The sequence below is a fragment of the Paenibacillus sp. TSM33 genome (genome assembly GCF_056099025.1).
Genome location: NZ_JBLZXB010000017.1, coordinates 218,648 through 238,769 on the forward strand (window position 1 = coordinate 218,648; position 20,122 = coordinate 238,769).

At 42.4% G+C, this 20,122-nt stretch carries 19 protein-coding genes; 2 read left to right on the forward strand and 17 right to left on the reverse strand.

All coding sequences use genetic code 11. From position 1 onward, the window contains the following. Window positions 1-96: 96 nt before the first annotated feature. The 6 genes from ACN6NF_RS12830 to ACN6NF_RS12855 all read right to left on the reverse strand — a co-directional run bounded on the left by ACN6NF_RS12830 (window position 97) and on the right by ACN6NF_RS12855 (window position 5,901). A complete protein-coding gene (locus tag ACN6NF_RS12830) occupies window positions 97-990 on the reverse strand; it encodes an ROK family protein (protein ID WP_474319053.1) in 894 nt (297 codons plus the stop codon). An 81-nt stretch (window positions 991-1,071) separates the two neighbouring features. Further along, entirely contained in the window at window positions 1,072-1,878 is an 807-nt protein-coding gene (locus ACN6NF_RS12835; RefSeq protein ID WP_474318057.1) for an HAD-IIB family hydrolase, read from the reverse strand. A 48-nt stretch (window positions 1,879-1,926) separates the two neighbouring features. After that, complete coding sequence (locus ACN6NF_RS12840; RefSeq protein ID WP_474318058.1) at window positions 1,927-2,094, reverse strand: hypothetical protein; 168 nt, start codon at window positions 2,092-2,094, stop codon at window positions 1,927-1,929. Window positions 2,095-2,445: 351 nt separating this feature from the next. Continuing rightward, window positions 2,446-3,666, reverse strand: a complete 1,221-nt coding sequence (locus ACN6NF_RS12845; RefSeq protein ID WP_474318059.1) for an MFS transporter — start codon at window positions 3,664-3,666, stop codon at window positions 2,446-2,448. 33 nt (window positions 3,667-3,699) lie between these two features. Next, window positions 3,700-4,701 carry an ROK family protein gene (locus tag ACN6NF_RS12850; RefSeq protein ID WP_474318060.1) on the reverse strand — a complete coding sequence of 334 codons (1,002 nt, stop codon included), beginning with the start codon at window positions 4,699-4,701 and terminating at the stop codon, window positions 3,700-3,702. A 243-nt stretch (window positions 4,702-4,944) separates the two neighbouring features. Continuing rightward, window positions 4,945-5,901, reverse strand: a complete 957-nt coding sequence (locus ACN6NF_RS12855) for a tyrosine-type recombinase/integrase (RefSeq protein ID WP_474318061.1) — start codon at window positions 5,899-5,901, stop codon at window positions 4,945-4,947. A 469-nt stretch (window positions 5,902-6,370) separates the two neighbouring features. Here ACN6NF_RS12855 and aiiA point away from each other — a divergent pair, with 469 nt between their 5' ends. Then, window positions 6,371-7,126, forward strand: a complete 756-nt coding sequence (gene aiiA / locus ACN6NF_RS12860; protein WP_474318062.1) for a quorum-quenching N-acyl homoserine lactonase AiiA — start codon at window positions 6,371-6,373, stop codon at window positions 7,124-7,126. Between the two features lie 449 nt (window positions 7,127-7,575). After that, the gene (locus ACN6NF_RS12865) at window positions 7,576-7,743 is read left to right on the forward strand and encodes a hypothetical protein (RefSeq protein ID WP_474318063.1); all 168 of its coding nucleotides are present in this window, start codon (window positions 7,576-7,578) and stop codon (window positions 7,741-7,743) included. Window positions 7,744-7,822: 79 nt separating this feature from the next. Here the strand turns inward: ACN6NF_RS12865 and ACN6NF_RS12870 are convergent, their stop codons facing one another. The 11 genes from ACN6NF_RS12870 to ACN6NF_RS12920 form a co-directional block, all read right to left on the reverse strand. Next, on the reverse strand, window positions 7,823-8,869 hold the full coding sequence (locus tag ACN6NF_RS12870; protein ID WP_016820754.1) for a FecCD family ABC transporter permease: 1,047 nt from the start codon (window positions 8,867-8,869) through the stop codon (window positions 7,823-7,825). A 1-nt stretch (window position 8,870) separates the two neighbouring features. Next, on the reverse strand, window positions 8,871-9,935 hold the full coding sequence (locus ACN6NF_RS12875) for a FecCD family ABC transporter permease (protein WP_474318064.1): 1,065 nt from the start codon (window positions 9,933-9,935) through the stop codon (window positions 8,871-8,873). 232 nt (window positions 9,936-10,167) lie between these two features. Beyond that, window positions 10,168-11,145, reverse strand: coding sequence for an ABC transporter substrate-binding protein (locus tag ACN6NF_RS12880; protein WP_474318065.1), 978 nt, complete (start codon window positions 11,143-11,145; stop codon window positions 10,168-10,170). Window positions 11,146-11,182: 37 nt separating this feature from the next. Then, window positions 11,183-12,898: an ABC transporter ATP-binding protein gene (locus tag ACN6NF_RS12885; RefSeq protein WP_474318066.1), complete on the reverse strand. Its 1,716-nt coding sequence runs from the start codon at window positions 12,896-12,898 to the stop codon at window positions 11,183-11,185. Window positions 12,899-12,929: 31 nt separating this feature from the next. Then, on the reverse strand, window positions 12,930-13,937 hold the full coding sequence (locus ACN6NF_RS12890; protein WP_474318067.1) for an ABC transporter substrate-binding protein: 1,008 nt from the start codon (window positions 13,935-13,937) through the stop codon (window positions 12,930-12,932). Between the two features lie 221 nt (window positions 13,938-14,158). After that, window positions 14,159-15,079 carry a ribose ABC transporter substrate-binding protein RbsB gene (rbsB, locus tag ACN6NF_RS12895; protein ID WP_017427750.1) on the reverse strand — a complete coding sequence of 307 codons (921 nt, stop codon included), beginning with the start codon at window positions 15,077-15,079 and terminating at the stop codon, window positions 14,159-14,161. A gap of 34 nt (window positions 15,080-15,113) precedes the next feature. Then, window positions 15,114-16,082: a ribose ABC transporter permease RbsC gene (gene rbsC / locus ACN6NF_RS12900; RefSeq protein ID WP_263560369.1), complete on the reverse strand. Its 969-nt coding sequence runs from the start codon at window positions 16,080-16,082 to the stop codon at window positions 15,114-15,116. Between the two features lies 1 nt (window position 16,083). Then, a complete protein-coding gene (locus tag ACN6NF_RS12905) occupies window positions 16,084-17,565 on the reverse strand; it encodes a sugar ABC transporter ATP-binding protein (RefSeq protein WP_474318068.1) in 1,482 nt (493 codons plus the stop codon). 30 nt (window positions 17,566-17,595) lie between these two features. Beyond that, on the reverse strand, window positions 17,596-18,030 hold the full coding sequence (rbsD, locus tag ACN6NF_RS12910) for a D-ribose pyranase (protein WP_474318069.1): 435 nt from the start codon (window positions 18,028-18,030) through the stop codon (window positions 17,596-17,598). Further along, window positions 18,030-18,908, reverse strand: coding sequence for a ribokinase (gene rbsK, locus ACN6NF_RS12915; protein WP_474318070.1), 879 nt, complete (start codon window positions 18,906-18,908; stop codon window positions 18,030-18,032). The genes rbsD and rbsK overlap by 1 nt, the downstream gene beginning before the upstream one ends. After that, on the reverse strand, window positions 18,901-19,929 hold the full coding sequence (locus ACN6NF_RS12920) for a LacI family DNA-binding transcriptional regulator (protein WP_474318071.1): 1,029 nt from the start codon (window positions 19,927-19,929) through the stop codon (window positions 18,901-18,903). Before ACN6NF_RS12920 ends, rbsK begins: the two co-directional genes overlap by 8 nt. Between the last annotated feature and the right edge of the window lie 193 nt (window positions 19,930-20,122).

A 20,122-nucleotide genomic window follows, 5' to 3' on the forward strand; every position in this document is an offset into this window, starting at 1 on the left:
TTTGCATCAAGTAAACATAATATATATTATGTAACCCAATAAATGCAAAAAGGCGTGTCTTAAGTTCAAGGCACGCTCTTTTGCTTTCATTTTATCTTATACCTCAAGATGGTGTGACTGCATGTAGCTGTATATAGCACCTAGCAAATTCGCTTCATTGCCTAATTTACTTTGTTCAATATCTGCACGCACAAAATTTAAGATCGAATGCAGGTAAAGCTTCTCTAATTCTTCTTTAATGGTAACAACCAGTAAAGGATTGGCAGATATGCCTCCCCCGATCACAAACTTTTGAGGGTCAAGAATTGATTGTAAATTAATAATTTGTGTTGCGATGTTCCTACAGTATTTTTGAAAAATCTTTTTTACCGTGTGATCCCCTTCTTCAATAAGCTTGAATACTTTTTCACCTGTTATAGCATCTTCAGGAAGTCCTTTAGCCTTGGCAACAGTTTTAACTAAAACAGAACTACTCCCTTGCATACCAAGCAGATAATCAACATTGTCTGCCTGCTCATTGTTAGTTCTGATGAAGGAGAATTCCCCAGCCGATAAATGATGGCCTTTCAGCAATTTCCCCTGAGAGATAATTCCACCACCCATTCCGGTTCCAACTACCAAAACTACACCATCAGTGATCCCCTGTAGTGAGCCGCGCCATACTTCTCCAAGAGCTGCACACTTCCCATCATTTTCTATAGCTACAGGTAAATAAAACGCTTTCTTGAAAACTTCGATCATATTGATATCGTTTATATACCTTAATGAACCACCATGCACCATATGACCAGTGACCGAGTCCACAATACCTGGCATGCTGACGGCTATTCCTTCACATTCATCTATAAACTGATTATGAATTTGCTTCAAGGCTATAAGCAGATTTTCTAGTGAATCTAATGGTGTAGCAACTTTACCTTTTGTCATAAATTTACCTTGAAAATATAAACTGAATTTAATAAAAGAACCACCAATATCAAAAACCAGTATTTATTTCTCATGCTGCTTATAGTCCTCTCATTGGGTAGTGTGAGAAATCTGGAGTGTATCTCTTAACAACAATAATTAATATTAATGCTTTTGTAAATCCATCATTTTCTTTATCGTTAATAACACACCGTTCTCTTCATTGGATTTGGTGATAAAACTTGCTGCATTTTTAGTATTCTCACAAGCATTTTTTACAGCAAAACTGAATTTTGCAATACTCATTAGCTCCACGTCATTTTCACCATCTCCAAAAGACATGGTTTCATCCCTAGTAACGCCCAATATCTCTTGGAGCTTTCTTACCGTCTCCCCTTTATGGGTATGAAGGGCTGTAATATCCAGCCAATTTGCTTCAGAATCTACAATATAAATTTGGTCTAGCAGCGTCTTTTCAACATGTTTTCTTAATATGGAGCTTCTCCCTGATGGATCATAAACAGTTATTTTAAGAAAGTCGCTATTTATGTGATCAAATGAATCAATCTTTATTACTTCTTTATACGAGCCCTTCACAATTTTGTAATATTCCTCTTGAATATGAGAGTGAACATAAGCTGCTTCTGTTGTACATGCGATGATAATAAAATCCTTAGCAAAAGCTTCAATTTGATTGATCGCTTGTAATGCTAAATTACGTTCAATTGTAAACTCTTTTACAACGACTCCATCCTTTTTAATGCGAGTCGCGCTGTCCCCTAAAATCCAGATCCCTTTTCCATGTTCACCAAACAATTCTTCTACTCTTTCACATTGCTTACCTGTACAAGCAACAAAGGAGATATTATTTTCTTGCATTTCTTCATACACTTGATTGAATAATTCAATATCAAATGTGCCACTATTGTTCAGAAAAGTACCATCCAAATCACTTACTACCAGTTTAAACATAAATAATCCTCCTCTAATTGTTAAAGATCTCTAGCTGTCAGGTCATTTTTATGGTTTTTTATTTTCTTCCCAAGGGTCAACATCAAAATCTCTATAAAAATCCTCAAACATCCGTGCTGCAAGCTTTTGAACAAAAGAAGAATGAGCCAAACTACTGATTATGAAATACATAATAAACAAAACGGTAAGGCATAAGACACCTTCAATCCCCCACATTGTCGCACTCCCTTATGTCGTAACTCCAACTTTTATACAACATCTAAACCATTTAAGTAGCTCAAGACAAGACAAGTCCACTTCATAAAACATTTAATAAAACGTATTAATAAAGATAGTAAAAAAAGTATCTTTATTAAGTGGCTACACAACTACTCGAAAAAATCATCAATAAAGCGGTAAGGTTTTACTTCCATAGGCTGTCTTGATAATGCTAAGCACCAATAAGCACCACCCCATATAACTAAACATAAAAAAATAAGTGAGATCATAGAGTGCTCTCCTTTCTCTTTTAGGGTATATATTTACTTTAGCTGATGAAACGCGTTTCAGGTCAAGTTATAAATTGTCTTATCCCTTCAAAATTCTCTTATTCAGTATACGATTCACTTGTTCTGAACTAAGCAGCATAATAAGAAGGAAAACAAGGACTGCAACCGGAAAAAAATGAATACTTACCTGAGAAGCTATTACGCCAAAAATGGGCGGGAGCAAAGTTGTTCCTGTATAAGCAACTGCCATCTGATATCCCATGAGTTTGGCGGAATTTTCCTTACCAAACCGTGTTGGCGTTTCATGAAGAAGTCCAGGATAAATCGGCGCTAGCCCTAAACCAATAAGAATAAAACCGGGTAATAAAAAAGCGACAGGCAAAGGAAGCAATAAAATGAGCCCTCCTGCAACAGCAGTAAGTTGGCCAATCCGGATCAACATACGATTATTTATTTTTATAGTTACAAACCCCGTAATGAGCCTGCCTACCGTGATTCCACCGTAGTATAAAGATATCCAACCAGCAGCAGTGTCGGCTGTGATGTTCCTTGCGCCTACCAAATAGCTGGCTCCCCACAAGCCCACCGTGGCTTCCACACCACAATAAAACAAAAAAGCAATAAGCGTGTTCTTAACTCCTTTTATTCGAATTGGATTTTGTTTGGGTATGTTCTCAGCTTGTACGATATTGTCATCCATCTGTGAGTAGTCTGATGGAGATTCAGAAATAATGGGATTTTGTATCACGGTAACACGTTTCCATAATGGGAGTGTAATGAGCAAAATAATAACAAGGCCCCACTGAATCATGGATACGGCTGTGTAACCACTTCTCCATGAGTTGTAGTTCGAAATGTAGAAAGACATAATTATCGGCCCCATCGTAGCTCCAACACCCCAAAAGCAATGTAGCCAACTCATATGGTGTGCCTTATAATGAGTAGCCACATACTGATTGAGTGCTGCATCAACAGCTCCCCCGCCAAGACCAAGAGGAATTGCTAATAGTACAAGCCAAAATAATGAAGGCGCAAAAGAAAACCCGAGTAACGCTCCTGCAGTCAAAAAGCAGCTCATGAGAGTAATCTTACCTGTACCTATTTTTTCAATGATAATTCCGCTAGCTAGACTTGATACAATGGTTCCGCCTGCAACGACCATGGATACTATTCCAGCTGACCCAAAAGCTGCCCCAAGTTCCGGCCACATCACAGGCCATGCTGCCCCAAACAGGGAATCCGGGATTCCCAAGCTAATAAACGCTAGATAAATAATAATCAGAAACCAGGTTGCCAACATTCCTCTCCTCCACTGCTTAAACGATAGATGTCATTATTTAAAGACAATAATAGGACGTTCTAATTCTTTTAGAGTTAACCCTCTCAACCCTGTTTTAAAATCTTCATAAAATAAATCCGAGATAACAATGTCAGGATACAAAGGCAACTTATGCTTGGTTTTATAGGTTTCCAAAAAATGAGAGAAAGACCCTTCTTCTATATTCTCTCTATAGACCACAATTTGATCAGGATCAAATACAGATTGTAATATATGAATAATTTCACATATACTATTGAAAAAAATTTCTTTCCCCTTGCTTTCATCCCAAACTATAGACGGGAGGAATTTGATTTCACCAGCCAATCCATGCTTTCCCTTTAAAACCCCATTACGCAAATAAATGCCCATTCCCGGTGGAGAATTTTCAGGAAAATAGATAGCCAACACACATTGATCTTCATCGATCTGTTCTCTGTAAACGTATCCACACACAGCCGCATTTACATCATTCTCCACAATAACTGGCAAACCAAATTGGCTCTGCACATCCTCTGCCAGCCGAATTCCATTCAACCTTTCATGACTGCTGACTGTAATCTCTCCATCTACAGATTGTCCCGGGATTCCAATACCAATAACCTTAATAGAAGGGTAAAGAGAAATGATGTCTTGAATTGTGGAATAAAATTGGGCAGCATCAAAAATTTGAAAGGGATGTTCTTCTTTCATGAGAACGTCCTCGTTTAAATTAACTACCGTGGTCGATACTACATCAATTCCATGTTTTTCATTAATGTGTATAATCAGTGCCAGACTATACTCATAATTAAAACGATAGGTTAACGCATGTCTACCTCCATTTGAAGGAACGATTTCATCTTCAAAAATTTCTCCATTATTAAGCAATTCCTGCATAAGAGTGTTGATAGTCACCACGCTTAAATCAGTCAATGCGGCCAGTTGGGGCTTTGTGGCCTTGCTAACCTGCTTCAATACTTTGCGAACCAGATTCAAGTTTATTTCTTTAATTAAATTTGTATTGGCTTTTTCCATACAGTGCTCCTTTGTTTACAAAATTAGTGAGACCACTTCATAAACCATATTTATAAAGTGATCTCACTAATTTTGTAGCAAAATATTACCTTTGTCAAGACCATAGGAACCTGGCTATTAAATAAGAACGTAAAATCATGGTTACAATTTACAATTCAAGGTTTAATTCTTTTAATAGGTTTACGTAATAATATTTATGTAAACCATATTTGTTTCATTATACAATACACTCGTGGAACAAGCTTACAATCCCGTTATTGGGATCTGAATATCCAGCTTATCCATCGCTTTTTCTTTTTCTCGATCTGTAACATGAGTATATACCGTGGTCGTTTGGATGGATGAGTGCCCTAGTAGCTCCTGTACGGTACGTAGGTCTGCTCCCTTACGTAATAGCATCGTCGCAAATGTATGTCGCAGCTTATGACTGGAATAAGCCTCTCGACGTTCTATACCCTTTTCTTGCTGGAATCGTTCAAACGTTTCTGTAGCAATCTGTTGAATAGAACGCACTGCCAGACGGCGACCTTTTTGGGATACAAACATCGCATCCTCTTTACCTCTCCACGGTGCCAATCTTTCCTCCAATGCATGATCCACAAATTTACATACGGCCTCTGGTACTGGCAAAGTGCGCCACTTACGTCCTTTACCGAACACATCCAAAGTGCGTCTTTCTCGGCTGTAATCCGAGAGATTTAAAGAATGAACCTCCCCCACCCGCAATCCCATGTAGACCATGAGCAAAAAAATAGCCATATTACGATTTGCATATTTCCCTTCCACCGCAAGCAAAAATGGCTGAATGTCCTTCTCATCCAGATAAACGGGCATACGATTCTTTTCAGTCTTTGCTTTTTTAATTCCCGCTGCCGGATTCGTGCTGCATAATTCAAATTCCTGTAGCGCTCTAAAAAAACTATTCACCGCAGCATGCTTCCGGTTCCGCGTACTATCTCCGGCGCCTCCCTCCCGCGCTTTAGACAAATATGACATCACATGAATCTTTTTCACCTGGTCGAGTGGTTTATCGCGCAATGTACGTAAAAACTGTTTTACATCCCCTGTGTAATTCTTTTGCGTATGTATCGTATATCCCGCATCCTTCATCCAAATCAAAAACGCTTCCAGCTCTTCAGTATACACTTCATCAATTTCGTCTATAGTATCCCGATCTATATCCCGCAGCTCTTTTTTCATCCCGCTTGCCTCCATTCAGTTCAAAATCAAAAAAATGCTGTAAAACGATCATTTTCGTCTGATTTTTCTCGACAATCCAATCGACATCTTATGCAGGAGAGCATCTAAAAGTCGTTTTAAACCTAAACTGCGTATAATTTATATTATACGCAGTTTTTTTGAGCTCTTTTTAAGTATAAATAAAGCGTGTCTCTCTTGTCCAGTCTATGTGATTACCCTTTTTTTGTTCATCCGATTATACAGTTGCCCGAACTGGTCTGCCTGATGACAAATTTCTGCTGGACGTCTACATGTCTTATCATTTAAACTATTAAAAATTAATTTTTGAAAGAGCGGCATTACAGCGAAAACATGGGGCTCCATCGCCCCATCTTACAAACAAAAATACAAACATCACTTTCTATCAGCTGTAATGCTGCTTGTTACTACATAATATTTATTATGTAAACTGAGATTGGAGGATGAATGTATGATTAACAAATTGTACTGGTTACCGGTCGGTCAGCTTGATATTGATCGTTCCTCACTCAACCATCATGCACAGCCCGGTGAACTGGTGCGTCTGCCAATCTGGTCGTATCTGCTGGAGACAGATCACGGTCCGATTCTCATTGATACCGGTATGCCAGATTCGTTTATCAACAATCCGGATTATTTTAAAAGTACACCGTTTGAAGGACGCTTCATCCCCCATATGACAGCCAATGATAGTATCGTGACAGTACTGGATCGGATTGGCTATCAACCAGATGATATCCATGCCATCGTTATCTCCCATATGCATATGGATCATGCCGGAGGCAATCCGCATTTTCCGAATATCCCCATTTATATACAGCAGACCGAAGCGGACGCCGCGATCGGTAATCTGGAGTATGCGCCACCGGAATGTGTACAGACGGACTTGAATTACCGCCTGCTACAAGGGGATCATGAACTAATTCCGGGCTTGCAACTGCTCTATACTCCGGGCCATTCCCCGGGTCATCAGTCCGCTCTGGTCACAACAAAGGAATCGGGTCCGATCATGCTGACGATTGATGTTGCCTACACACAGGAGAATTACGCAAACGACGTGCCGTTTGACGGCTTTGACCGTGAACAGGCACGCCAGTCAATCGCCCGCATTCAGCAGATTGTACAGGAGGTCAATCCAAATCTGTTGTTCTTCGGTCATGATCCTGAGCAAGCAGCTATTCAGCCGGTATATCCACAATACAAATAATGATGGTAAAAACAACTCCTCCTCATTGTACAAGCTGTCCAACCATCATCTTCCACATAAGAACGCCAACTGCCCAATGTCAGCTCAGGCCTTAATGGTTAGAACCATTCCTTTCTTCAAACGCATTCCCTTGCCTTTATACTCATATGGGGAACCGCGGCTCCTTCCCCATAACGTTCAGCAACTGATAGGTGATTTCATATAAATGAAGCTAATTGTCCCTAATCTCCTGTTATCGCCAGCATAAGGAAGCATATCTAAGAACTCATGGGGTGAGTAACTGTCGACACGGTATGGATGATGAGGATAAGTATTTTGCTGTCTCGTTCCGTTTTCCCTTGATCATCCAGCACGATATACTTAAAGAAGTCGAAAGGCAACCTTATATTCAGTCTATGCTTATTTCTAAAATGTAGATTTTTCATGACAAAGGGAGTGTTCATTTATTTATGAGTACCGAAATGCTGGAACGTCGAAGTGAGATATTAAAACGAAACATTCATCAGCTGCTGGTTCAGGAAAATCAACACGGTGTGACACGGCAGGAAAATTACACGTTGAATAAAATGATCAGAGAGTTGCATCAAACCTCTCATGCCTTGAATACTTCCCGTTGAGATGAAAGGTTACTACAAGAAATAAAAAATAACCTTCAGTTCCACTTCCTTAGTGGTGTTGAAGGTTATTTTTCATTTTTTATCCTTTTGAGCGACTCAGCAGATATAAGAAGTATGGCGCACCTATGATGGCAACAATTAATCCTGTCGGAATTTCTTTCTGTAAAGGTAAGGCTCGTGTGATCGTATCCGCTACGAGTACCAGAAGGGCTCCGACTAAAGCACACGTTACAAGCAGCATTTTATGCTTCGGACCCACCAGCTTTCTTGCCAAATGTGGAGCTACCAAACCGACAAAACCGATTCCGCCACTAACCGACACACTTGAACTAGCCAGTCCGACCGCAGCCGCGAGGAGAAGAATACGTTCCTTTTCGATAGGTGTACCTAACCCGGATGCCGTCTGATCCCCCAAATTAAGCACATTCATAACATTTGCTTTATAGTATGCGAAAGGAAGCAATACAATTAGCCAAGGCAGCAGAGCCATTACGAATTTCCAATTTGAACCCCATATGCTTCCTGCTAACCAATTAGCTACAAACGTGTAGCTTTCAGGTGTTAACTTAAGAGTCATAATGATCATGGCAGCACTGATACCCGCCGCTACCCCAATTCCGCTCAGCAATAGCCTTGTCGGAGAAATACCTTCGCCTTTTTTGTAAGAAAGAGCATAGATCAGAATAGCAGCCGCTCCCGATCCAATGAGTGCAAGAGCGGGAAGTAAAAATAATGAATTCATCGTTTGCATCGATGGGAAAAGCAGTACAAACAGCATAACCATCAGCCCGGCGCCTGCATTAATCCCCAGAATACCAGGGTCCGCTAGGCTGTTACGCGATACCCCCTGCATAATGCAACCGGAAACAGCCAAACCTGCGCCAATCAGAATGGAAATAACCATTCGCGGCAGCCGGAATTCAAAGAGAATTAATTCCTGCTGTGGAGTCCCTTGTCCGAACAAGGTTCTAAAAAGCTCCATTGGCGAAAGCCGAATCGTTCCTGTATTCGCGCTTATGGTGAATGCAGTAATGAGCAATACAAGCAATATGATAACAACGACCCAATCATGGATTTTTTTACGGTGACTCGCTTTGGCAATAGCCCCATTCGTAACGTTACTCATCTTACAGTGCCCTCCTTTCTTTACGTGCCAGATAAAGGAAGAACGGAACACCAATTAAAGCAATAAGTACGCCCACTGGTGTTTCCTCAGGTGCGTTAATCATACGGGCCGCCAGATCGGCAAACACGATAAGTAAAGCTCCCATTATAGCCGAACAAGGAATAATCCAGCGATAATCAACCCCAACCAGTTTGCGCGTAATATGGGGAATAATCAAACCCACGAAGCCTATAGAACCAACCAGCGATACCGCGGCACCTGCCAGGATCAATACGAGAATCATCCCGGCGATCTTTACCATCCCAGTTCGCTGACCAAGACTCAACGCAATTTCATCGCCTAGACTAAGTAAAGTAATAGAGCGTGATAACATGAGAGCACCGATAAAAGCTGCCGCAACCCATGGAACAACAATGCCTAGCTGAACCCACTTGGTTCCACTAAGTCCTCCAGCGTACCAAAAGGCCAAGTCCTGTCCAACATTAAAGTATAAACTGATCGTATCTCCTAAGGCAGACAGCAACGCCGTGACAGCTGCACCTACCAATACAAGACGAACTGGCGTAATACCTGATTTGGACATAGCGCTTGTACCATAGACCAGCACAACCGCCAAGGCTGCACCCACAAAGGAATACAACATTAACTGCAAAAAGGAAGTACCCGGAAAAAGAGCAAAGCATATCGCCATCGTCAAGCTGGCGCCCGAATTCAGCCCAAGCAAGCCAGAGTCTGCAAGCGGATTGCGGGTCATCCCCTGCATAATGGCCCCTGCTACGGCAAAACAAACTCCGATTAACACACCACCCAGAATTCGAGGTAGACGGATTTCCCATATAATTTGATGGTTTTGCAGCTCAGGATTAAAATGAAAGACGGCGTTCCAGACCTCCTCCAATCTGATTGAGGCTGCACCAAATGATAAAGAAAGAGCGATACCGAACGCTAACAGTGCTAATCCGGCTGTCAGGATAAGCGAAGCCGCCCATGGCCGCGAGTGGAATTGAGTCGGCGGCTGATTGTGATTACTTTGAGCGGGACTATCCGAAGATTCTGATAATTTCATAACTATGGTTCACCCTTACTGTTGAATAGTATGTAGGTATCACGAAAACCTGTAGTGGAGATAATGTCTGATAATGAGAATTATTATCATGCAATCTTTACTATTGTAAATTAATGTGGCAACGGCTTCAATAGCAAAATTTCGACGATTCTCTAATGCCCTGCTATTTTGTGAAAAAACAAAGCCCTCCGGCAAAAATACCAAAGGGCTGTCAATAATACCGAAACAACTACTACTGTGAGACGTTCTCTTTATTCCGCTGGACGATCATATCTGCCAATTCTTCAGCTTGCCCCACAATAGCGATAGGATCAAAGTACCAGTATCGATCCTCCTGAAGCTCAAAAACCTTCCCATTCCGGACCGCACTCAGTGATTTCCATATGCTGTCTCCTTCATAACCGCTCAAATCCTTGTTAACCGTCAGAAAAATGTAAGAGCCAGCATATTGATTAATAACTTCCTTGGAAATTGACTTCCATTGAGTCTCGCCTAATAGTTCTTTTTGGACAAGTGGTGGAGGTGTCAAATTCAATCCTCGATAAACCGCCTGTCCTCCTCTGCCAAAATTATCACCGTATACATAGTATTCTTTTTCTGTGGCTTCCATTACCGTGAAAGTATCCCCGGGTTGAACAATTCCCTTTAATTTGTCACGTGCAGCTTGCAATCGCTGATCGTATTGGGCAAGCCACGTTTTAGCTTCCTGCTCTTTTCCCAGCAGCTCACCAAAAGCTGTCAGTTCCTCATGCACATTCTTGTATGTTCCATAAGGAATGACTATGGTCGGAGCAATTTTACTATATTTTTCATATTCTTGAGCATCTTTGGAACCAATCAGAATCATATCCGGCTGTAAAGCCAATACTTTTTCAATGGATACACTACCGCGGTCTCCAATGCTTGCAATGCCTTGTACAAGATCCTTCGAAAACGGATTATCCAGATAATACTTAACACTTCCCACAGGTTTAATTCCTAGTGCTAATAAATCATTCTGGTACATATCTACTACAATCCGCTGAGGTTGAACCGGAATCTGAATATCCCCATGAATCGTCTTGACTGTTTTCGTTGCAGCTGACTTTGATTCACCAGAAGCTTGATTTTGCTTTTCGTCTGGCTGATTTACCTTTCCACTACAGGCGCTAAGAATGACAATGACTGACAAAAGCATCGTCACAATCCACATTTTCTTTGTCAAACTCATTCATTCCTCTCTCTATTTACGAAGTCGCAATTGACTCTTACGTTCCATACTGAGCTTGGTGCAGGCGGCTATATGCACCTTTTACAGCCATTAATTCTTCATGTTTTCCTTGCTCGGCAATCCCTTGATCTGCAACTACAATAATACGGTCAGCATTTTTGATCGTTGCCAGACGATGGGCGATCACGAGTGTCGTGCGACCTTGAGATAGCTCTGTCAGGGCTTGCTGAATTGCAGCTTCTGTCTCTGTATCCAATGCTGATGTCGCTTCATCCAAAATGAGAATTGGCGGATTTTTCAGAAACATCCGGGCAATGGATAAACGTTGCTTTTGACCACCGGACAGCTTTACGCCTCGCTCACCGATCATCGTATCTAGCCCCTCTGGATAGGATCGAACAAGTTCTTCAATCTGGGCTCGACGGGCAGCATCCCAGATTTCGTCTTCTGAAGCATCAAGTTTGCCGTAAGCGATATTTTCACGAATCGTTCCATCAAAAAGGAATACATCCTGCTGTACGATTCCAATCATGGACCGCAGCGAATCCAGCTTCATTTCACGGATATCCATGCCATCAATCTTAATGCTGCCTTCCTCGACATCATAGAAGCGTGGCAGCAAGCTGCAAAGTGTCGTTTTGCCTGCTCCTGAAGGACCCACAAGGGCAACAGTTTCTCCCGCATGAATAGCAAGGTCCACTTTGCGAAGTACCTTGTCTTTGTTTTCATAGCCAAACGTTACACCTTCAAATTGAATATCTCCGTTGAGATGCTTAACGGTCTTCGCACCTGGAAGATCCTCTACGTCAGATTCACTTTCCAGCAAATCCAAGTAACGCCGGAAGCCGGCAATTCCTTTGGGATACGTTTCAATGACAGAGTTAATTTGTTTGATGGGTGCAAGGAATACATTGGACAGCATTACAAATGCGATAAATTCCCCATAGGACATCTGCCCCTTAATAACAAACCATGTTCCACATACAAGCACAAACAATGAGACCAGCTTCATCAGAATAAAGCTAATTGAAGAATTCCATGCCATAATACGATATGCGATCAGCTTTGTTTTACGAAACCGTCCATTATTCTCAGCAAAACGATCCATTTCATGTGCTTCGTTGGAAAATGCTTGAACAACACGGATACCGCTAATGTTATTTTCAATCCGGGCGTTGTAATCCGCAATATCAGAAAACATACGATGGAATGCAGCATTCATTTTGCGACTAAAATACAAGGACAGGTAGATCATCAGTGGAACAATAATGAATGTCAGCACAGCCAGCTTCCAGTTAATGCTGAGCATGATACCGAAAGCCCCGCCCAAAGTCATCAGTGCAATGAACAAATCCTCTGGTCCGTGGTGGGCAATCTCTCCGATATCCATCAGATCGTTGGTCATACGGGAGACCAGATGGCCTGTTTTGTTATTGTCAAAAAAGCGAAAGGATTGCTTTTGTACGCGATCAAACAGCTTTTTACGCATATCTGACTCAATATTAATTCCGAGCTTGTGTCCCCAATAGGTAACGACATAATTCAATCCAGCACTTACGACATAAATCCCAAGCAAAGCTAGACAGGCAAATAAAATCCATTTCCAGTTTCCGCTAGGTAGCAAATCATCAACCACACGATTGACTGCAAGCGGAAAAGCTAACTCCAGCAGTGCAGCTAGTATGGCGCAAGTAAAATCAATGATAAACAAAGTCCGGTATGGACGGTAATATTCAAAAAATCGTCTCAGCATATGACTTCTCCCTTCCATTTAAATGAGCTGATTATTTAGGTTCGACGGAAAACATGTTAACGGCCTCATCCAGTGATTGATCGATAGCCAGTGGTGAGTAGGTAAACCAAGGATCGGCTTTGATGAAATACACTTTGTGGTTCTTGACAGCCGGGAGATTTCTCCACAGTGCACTTTGCTCAATTTGCTTAAGCATTCCGTCCTTGCTCGCTTCATCGTAAACCAGCATAATAATTCGGTCTCCTGACAATTCAGGCAGCTTTTCCATTGAAATAACATCATAAACATAATTAAATCTCGGGTCCTTCGCCAGCTTCTGGCGTATGTACTCAGGGGGATTCAATTCCAGTGAACGGTAAATAACATGCCCTACATTCCGCGCTCCGTAAACCCTTAACACATTCTTATCGTAGGCCATGTAAATCGTAACCGTTTCATCTTTTTTGAATTTTCCAGCCAGCTTCTTTCGACTTTCTTCAGCCTTTTTGTTGAAACTAGCGATCCACTGCTCGGCTTCCTTGTCCTTACCCAGCACGGCTGCGACATTCCGCAGTTGCTCAAATACATCGCCCTCTCCAAACGAAACGACCACGGTTGGAGCAATTTTCTCCAGCTGCTCCTTCACTTCTGGCGTGGTATATTCTGTTGTGATGATCAGGTCCGGTTGTAACTCCAGCACCTTTTCTACATTTGTCGGGTTCCCAATATCCGCAACTCCGTCAATCTTATCTTTTAAATAGTCGCCCTCCAACAAATGGGAAGCAGCACCTACAGGCTTAACTCCCAAGGCCAGCATAGCATCCAAATATTGTGTCGTGACGACCCGCTGCGGATTTGAAGGGATACTGATCTTATTGCCAGCAGCATCAGTATATTCGCGCATGACAACCGCTTTGGATTGCCTGTTAAGAGTATCTGTTCCAGTCTTTTCATTGGTCTGGTTGTTACTAGCTGCGTTTCCGCATGCAGCCAATACAACCATCAAAAAAACGACAAGTCCAAGCATGATTCCCCTATTTAATCTGTACTTTTGTTGCACAATAAACGTCCTCCTTAGATATATGCTATTACAAAATGATAGTGATTCTCATTATCATACAATTGTTATTCTATCTTTTACCATCCCTTCTTACAATACAAAAATTAAAAACTTCCATTTTTGTGTATATATCATCTTGGGAGAATATCCAAAAAAAAGAACTGATGCAAGAATACGCATCAGTTCGAAAGTTTAATATAGGTTGGTTCACATATCCATTCTTATTTGGATTGATCCACTAACTCCAGTTTGGCGGGAATGGATGTTTTCACGGTTTTACCTTGAAGAACATCCTTGGCTGCTTGTACTGCCAATTGTCCAATCAACTCAGGTTGCTGAGCCACGGTGGCTGTGAGTTTCCCTTCCTTAATTGATTTAAGCGCATCCTCGTTACCATCAAAACCGATGACTGGAATATTCTTACCAGAGCTTTGAATGGCTTCAATGGCACCCAACGCCATTTCATCATTGTGGGCAAATACCGCCTGAACATCCGGGTTGCCTTGCAGCAGATTTTCCATTACGTTCAAACCTTTGGTCCGATCAAAGTCAGCCGACTGCTTGGCGATAACCTTCAGGTCCTTATCTGCTACTTCATGGAAGCCTTTCCCACGTTCGCGGGTAGCCGATGCGCCTGGAACGCCTTCCAACTCAATGACCTTGGCCCCTTTTCCGACTTGATCAATCACGTATCTGGCAGCCATTCGTCCTCCCTCGACGTTGTCTGAAGCGACAAGCGCTTTCACATCACCTTTGTCAGCGGAACGGTCCAGCGTAATTACAGGAATGTTCAAAGCATTCGCTGACTGCACCACAGTGGAGATAGCCGACGAATCTGTCGGATTAATGAGTAACGCATTTACTCCCTGTTGGATCAGATCATCCACGTCATTACTTTGCTTCGCAGAATCATTTTGTGCATCGACCACAATAACCTGCAACCCTTGTTTTTTGGCCTCTGCAACAACTCCGTCTTTGAGAGAAACGAAGAATGGATTATTCAATGTTGAGATCGACAAGCCGATTTTTATGTCCTTCAGATCTGCGGCCGCTTTAGGCTTCGCCCATTCAGGCGGTTCCAGGGAACACCCTGTCATGAGCAGGAGCAGCAAGGATGTCATGATTAATGTAAGCTTTTTCATATTTGTGTGTCTCCTTCTATGCAGATTAGGTGTATTATGCGGATTTTTTACGGTCAATCAATACAGCAATAGCAATGACGATCCCTTTTACGACCATTTGGTAAAAAGAGTTAACCCCCAGCAAATTCAAGCCGTTATTTAGGGTACCGATGATAAGCACACCAATTAATGTACCTACGATTCGTCCGCGTCCTCCCGAAAGACTTGTTCCACCTAGTACGACAGCCGCAATAGCATCCAATTCATAAGAAGTACCCGCTGTTGGCTGCGCTGAGTTCAAACGTGAGGTCAAGATAGCACCCGCCAACGCAGAAAGCATTCCAGCCAAAGAGTAAATCCAGATTTTCACACGCGGTACTTTAATACCTGAAACAATCGAAGCTTTCTCGTTGCCGCCGATGGCATACGTTTTGCGTCCGAAAGGTGTTTTATGCAGAATGATCCACAGAGCAGCAAAGGTAATGAGCATCGTAATCGCCGGGACCGGAATACCAAACTGATAACCACGACCGAATAATTGAAATACCAGACTATCTCCGAGCCCTGTAATAGGGTTACCGTTGGTATACACTAATGTTAATCCTCTAAAAATAGTCATGGTTGCGAGTGTGGCGATAAACGGAGCCATTTTACCTTTCGTAATCATCAAGCCGTTGACCATTCCCATCACGCCACCCAATGCACACCCAATGATTATAGCCAAAATCGGATCGAAGCCGGCCAACATCATATTTGCGACAAACGCACTGGATAGTGCTAATATGGAGCCAACGGACAAATCGATTCCGCCTGTAAGAATAACGAAGGTCATACCGAACGCAATCAACGCATTAATAGATACCTGGCGCAATAAATTCAAAATATTAAGCGGTTCCAAAAAGCTGGGATTTAAGGCCGATACAATGATCACCAAAATAATGAGCCCCAACAATGGGCCAAGCTTCTGTGTGATTTGTGATATTTGAATGCCTTTGCTACCTTTTGCTTCATTCATAGTTGTCATATTACTGTCCTCCTGTAGCTAGCGTCATAATATTTTCTTGTGTGGCTTCTTCCCTGCTCAGTTCTCCGCTGATCTTTCCCTCGTGCACCACGACAATACGATCACTCATGCCAAGTACCTCGGGAAGCTCTGAGGATACCATGATAATTGCGACTCCACGTTCGGTCAGTTCGTTCATCAACTGGTAGATTTCCCGTTTGGCTCCTACATCCACGCCTCTCGTCGGTTCGTCAAGAATAAGCACATTGGGGCCGATACCTACCCATTTGGCAATAACCACCTTTTGCTGATTGCCACCTGACAAACTGCCAACCGTTGCTTCGGCTGATTGGGTTTTTATTTGTAAGCGCTTAATTAATGTATTAACAAAACCCATCTCTTTTTTGCCTGATATAAATCCTTTTGATGTAAAACTGAACAGATTCGTCAGCACCATGTTTTCCCGAATGGAAAAATCCAGCACTAAGCCCTCATCTTTTCGGTCTTCTGTAATGAAGCCAATTCCTAGTTTCACTGCATCATCCGGTTTGCGAATAGACACCTTTTTCCCACGTACGTGTATCTCACCACGATCCAAAGTATCCAGTCCAAATAACGACCGCATGATCTCGGTCCGTCCCGAGCCCATCAAGCCCGAAAAACCTACGATTTCCCCAGAGCGCACTGTAAAATTCACATTTTCAAATAGACCTTTATGTGATGCGTTTTTGACCTCTAGCACCACTTCTCCCAAAGCAGGCGTTCTTACCGGGTAGCGTTCAGTCAGCTCTCTGCCAACCATTTTCCGTACAACCTCGTCAAAATTCGTATCGGGGATCGCTTGAGTGTCTACAGTTTTTCCGTCACGCATAATGGTAATCCGATCACAGATCGCGAATATCTCCTCCATCCGATGGGAAATATATACAATTGAAACACCATCTTTTTTCAAGGAAGTAATAACCTCAAACAGCTTTTGTATTTCCCGTTCGGTTAAGGCTGCTGTCGGTTCATCCATTACGATCACTTTAGCATCCGTCATGAGTGCTTTAGCTATTTCAATCATTTGTTGCTGCCCCACTGAACACTCGCCTGCTTCACCGTTTAAAGGAAGGTTTACTGAAAGCTTACTAAATTGCTCATTTGCTAGCGCTTTCATTTTAGAGCTATCTAGTAATCCCCACTTGGAAGTCACTTCCTTGCCGATAAACAGATTTTCCAGTACCGTCATTTCCGGCCACACATTCAGTTCTTGGTGAATAAAAGCAATTCCTTTTTGCTCCGCTTCCTTGGGGTTGGCAAAATAGGTTTCCTGACCGTCAATGATGATCGTTCCCTCATCCCGTCGATGCAGTCCGATTAAAATATTCATCAGCGTTGATTTGCCTGCACCATTTTCACCCATGAGGGCATGTACTTCTCCTTCACGGAGATCAAAGTCAACCCCACTCAGTACCTGGTTGGTACCAAAGGCTTTGTGAATTCCTTTCATTTGAATCTGCATACTGTCCCCCCCTTTTCATTCCACACTGATTTATCCAAAATGAACTCCTGCCTGTAAAATACAATTGGCAAACGGCGTAGCCTCTCCTGTACGGATGACAGCTTTGGCTTGCCGGGTTAATGTCTTAAATTGTTCATGCGAGCAAAACTCAATGACGGCAGTCGGCTCAATAATCTGTGAATGCCCTAATTGCTCTCCAGCAAAGGTGCGCATAATATACTGTAATGCTTGTTCATTTTCTTGTTTGATTTCTTCAGCCAGTATTACTTTTTCAACCACCATGTCTGCGGCAATGACATCAACAACGTCCTGAAAAGACGGAACACCCAGTTTCAACGCCAAATCAATTTTGGTAACGCCTTCAGGAACTGGTAATCCAGCATCAGCCACGACAATAAAGTCCGTGTGGCCGAGATCCGTTAGTATTTTGGATATATGACTGTTAAGAATTCCATGTTTCTTCATTATAATTGCTCCTCCACTTCACGACGGGTTGGCATTCCACCTTGCGCTCCAAATTTGGTAACAGACAAGGACGCGGCCCGATTAGCAAATTTCACACTATCTGCCAGCGATTTCCCTTCAGCTAGTGCTACCGCAAAAGCAGCGTTGAACGTATCTCCTGCACCTGTTGTATCAACGGCTTCTACCTTGTAAGTAGGAACCACAACTTCCTGTTCTCCGTCGAAAAATCGTACACCGTTGCTGCCTTCAGTTACAAACAACTTGTTAGGATACTTGCGCAGTGCTTCTTGAAGACTCATATCCTTAAACATGATGGCAGCTTCATGCTCGTTTGGGGTAATGTAGGTTGCATTGGCAATTACGCTTTCTTCAACTTCACGAGCCGGGGCTGGATTTAGCAACAATGGTACCTGATACTTCGCACAAATTTCGCTTACATAGACAATCGTCTCCGCCGGTATTTCCTGTTGAATTAACACAATATCCGAACTTCGAACGACATCAAGCGCTTCTTCCACGTAAGCAGGAGTAACTTCATTATTTGCTGCTTTTACCACGACAATACTATTATCACCCTCAGCCAGTACAATGTGCGCTGTACCGCTTTCCATATGTGTAACCGGTTTCACATAGTTAATATAAACATGATTTTCTTCAAAATTGCGTAAAATCTGTTGTCCAAAATGGTCATCTCCTACACGTCCAATCATCGTAACGTCCGCTCCAAGTCGTGCTGCGGCTACTGCCTGATTGGCTCCTTTACCTCCAGGTACGGTTGTAAAGCTCTCTCCCAATACTGTTTCACCAGCACCAGGACGTTTGGACGAAGTAACTACGAGGTCCATCGAACTGCTTCCGATAACCGAAATTTTAGCCATGATGATCCACCTTTCTCGTTGTTTCCCGTTCTATAAATTTGACAGGCAATTGTATGCTTGAATAGGTAAGTACTTTCGAATGAAGGTTAGGTACACTTGACTTTGTTGCTTGCGCCTGCTCAATTAACTGAATGAGCAGACCTGCCGCTTCCCAGCCCATTTCATAAGCAGGCTGCCGGATCGTTGATAATGGCGGAAATAACAAGCTGCTTAATGGTATATCATCAAACCCGATAATTTGAACATCTTCCGGGATTTTTTTTCCTAATCTATGTGCCTCATGCATCACCGCTGTAGCTACAATATCGTTACTGGCAATAACTCCGTCTGTATCCGGATACTTGCTGAATAGCTCTTTGGCCCACGACTCTGCCTCCTCAAATGAAAAGGACGTTGTCTCGACGACATGGTAAGCAACACCGGATTGCTGAAGCTCTTCCACCGCCCCGCAAAAACGATCTTGTGCTGGACGAATATGAGCAGGACCCTGCATGACTGTAATTTGTGTGCTGCCACGGGCAACCATGGCCTGAGCAGCCAAGCGACCGCCATGAGCTCCATCCGCATAAACGGAGAGACTGTCACTGGAAGTCCGATCGAGAAAAACGACTGGTATTTTCAGTTTGGCGTAACAGTCGGCAGCAGGGTCATTGGTAGATGAAATAACCCCAACAACATTATTCTGAACAAAAGTATCCATGTAATCTAATTCTTTTTGGCGATCTTCATCACTATTACCGAAAATAATACGAAAATCATTTTCCTGCATTCGATCCTCCACCCCACGAGCCAACAAGGGAAAGTAAGGGTTTGTAATATCCGGCAGCAGCAGGCCGATTAATCTGGATTTCTTTTTGTACAGAGAACGTGCAACCTCATTAGGCTTGTAATTTAGCTGCTTCACCGCAGCTTCAACCTTTCGCCGTGTATCCTCGTGGACATATCCGGTTTCATTAATAACTCTGGATACGGTCGCTACGGAAACACCTGCAAAACTCGCTACCTGCTTAATTGTTGTCATAATGTAGTTTCAACTCCAATTGTGTAACCGGTTACACATATAAAATATCATAGCAATCATTTTTTGACAAGCATTAATTATTTGCACGTTGAAAGCATTAGCCGTATAATTCTTTTTGTAACTGATGAAGTTTCACCTTTTCGTTTATACTAAAGTATGCTGATTCACTCTCAGTTGCTCAATAAAATATATA

Bases quoted from the DNA above. Each gene is read 5' to 3' on its own strand.
- ACN6NF_RS12835 (WP_474318057.1), bottom strand. From the start codon at position 1,878: ATGTTTAAACTGGTAGTAAGTGATTTGGATGGTACTTTTCTGAACAAT.
- ACN6NF_RS12840 (WP_474318058.1), bottom strand. From the start codon at position 2,094: ATGTGGGGGATTGAAGGTGTCTTATGCCTTACCGTTTTGTTTATTATG.
- ACN6NF_RS12845 (WP_474318059.1), bottom strand. From the start codon at position 3,666: ATGTTGGCAACCTGGTTTCTGATTATTATTTATCTAGCGTTTATTAGC.
- ACN6NF_RS12850 (WP_474318060.1), bottom strand. From the start codon at position 4,701: ATGGAAAAAGCCAATACAAATTTAATTAAAGAAATAAACTTGAATCTG.
- ACN6NF_RS12855 (WP_474318061.1), bottom strand. From the start codon at position 5,901: ATGAAAAAAGAGCTGCGGGATATAGATCGGGATACTATAGACGAAATT.
- aiiA (WP_474318062.1), top strand. From the start codon at position 6,371: ATGATTAACAAATTGTACTGGTTACCGGTCGGTCAGCTTGATATTGAT.
- ACN6NF_RS12865 (WP_474318063.1), top strand. From the start codon at position 7,576: ATGAGTACCGAAATGCTGGAACGTCGAAGTGAGATATTAAAACGAAAC.
- ACN6NF_RS12870 (WP_016820754.1), bottom strand. From the start codon at position 8,869: ATGAGTAACGTTACGAATGGGGCTATTGCCAAAGCGAGTCACCGTAAA.
- ACN6NF_RS12875 (WP_474318064.1), bottom strand. From the start codon at position 9,935: ATGAAATTATCAGAATCTTCGGATAGTCCCGCTCAAAGTAATCACAAT.
- ACN6NF_RS12880 (WP_474318065.1), bottom strand. From the start codon at position 11,145: ATGAGTTTGACAAAGAAAATGTGGATTGTGACGATGCTTTTGTCAGTC.
- ACN6NF_RS12885 (WP_474318066.1), bottom strand. From the start codon at position 12,898: ATGCTGAGACGATTTTTTGAATATTACCGTCCATACCGGACTTTGTTT.
- rbsB (WP_017427750.1), bottom strand. From the start codon at position 15,079: ATGAAAAAGCTTACATTAATCATGACATCCTTGCTGCTCCTGCTCATG.
- rbsC (WP_263560369.1), bottom strand. From the start codon at position 16,082: ATGACAACTATGAATGAAGCAAAAGGTAGCAAAGGCATTCAAATATCA.
- ACN6NF_RS12905 (WP_474318068.1), bottom strand. From the start codon at position 17,565: ATGCAGATTCAAATGAAAGGAATTCACAAAGCCTTTGGTACCAACCAG.
- rbsD (WP_474318069.1), bottom strand. From the start codon at position 18,030: ATGAAGAAACATGGAATTCTTAACAGTCATATATCCAAAATACTAACG.
- rbsK (WP_474318070.1), bottom strand. From the start codon at position 18,908: ATGGCTAAAATTTCGGTTATCGGAAGCAGTTCGATGGACCTCGTAGTT.
- ACN6NF_RS12920 (WP_474318071.1), bottom strand. From the start codon at position 19,929: ATGACAACAATTAAGCAGGTAGCGAGTTTTGCAGGTGTTTCCGTAGCG.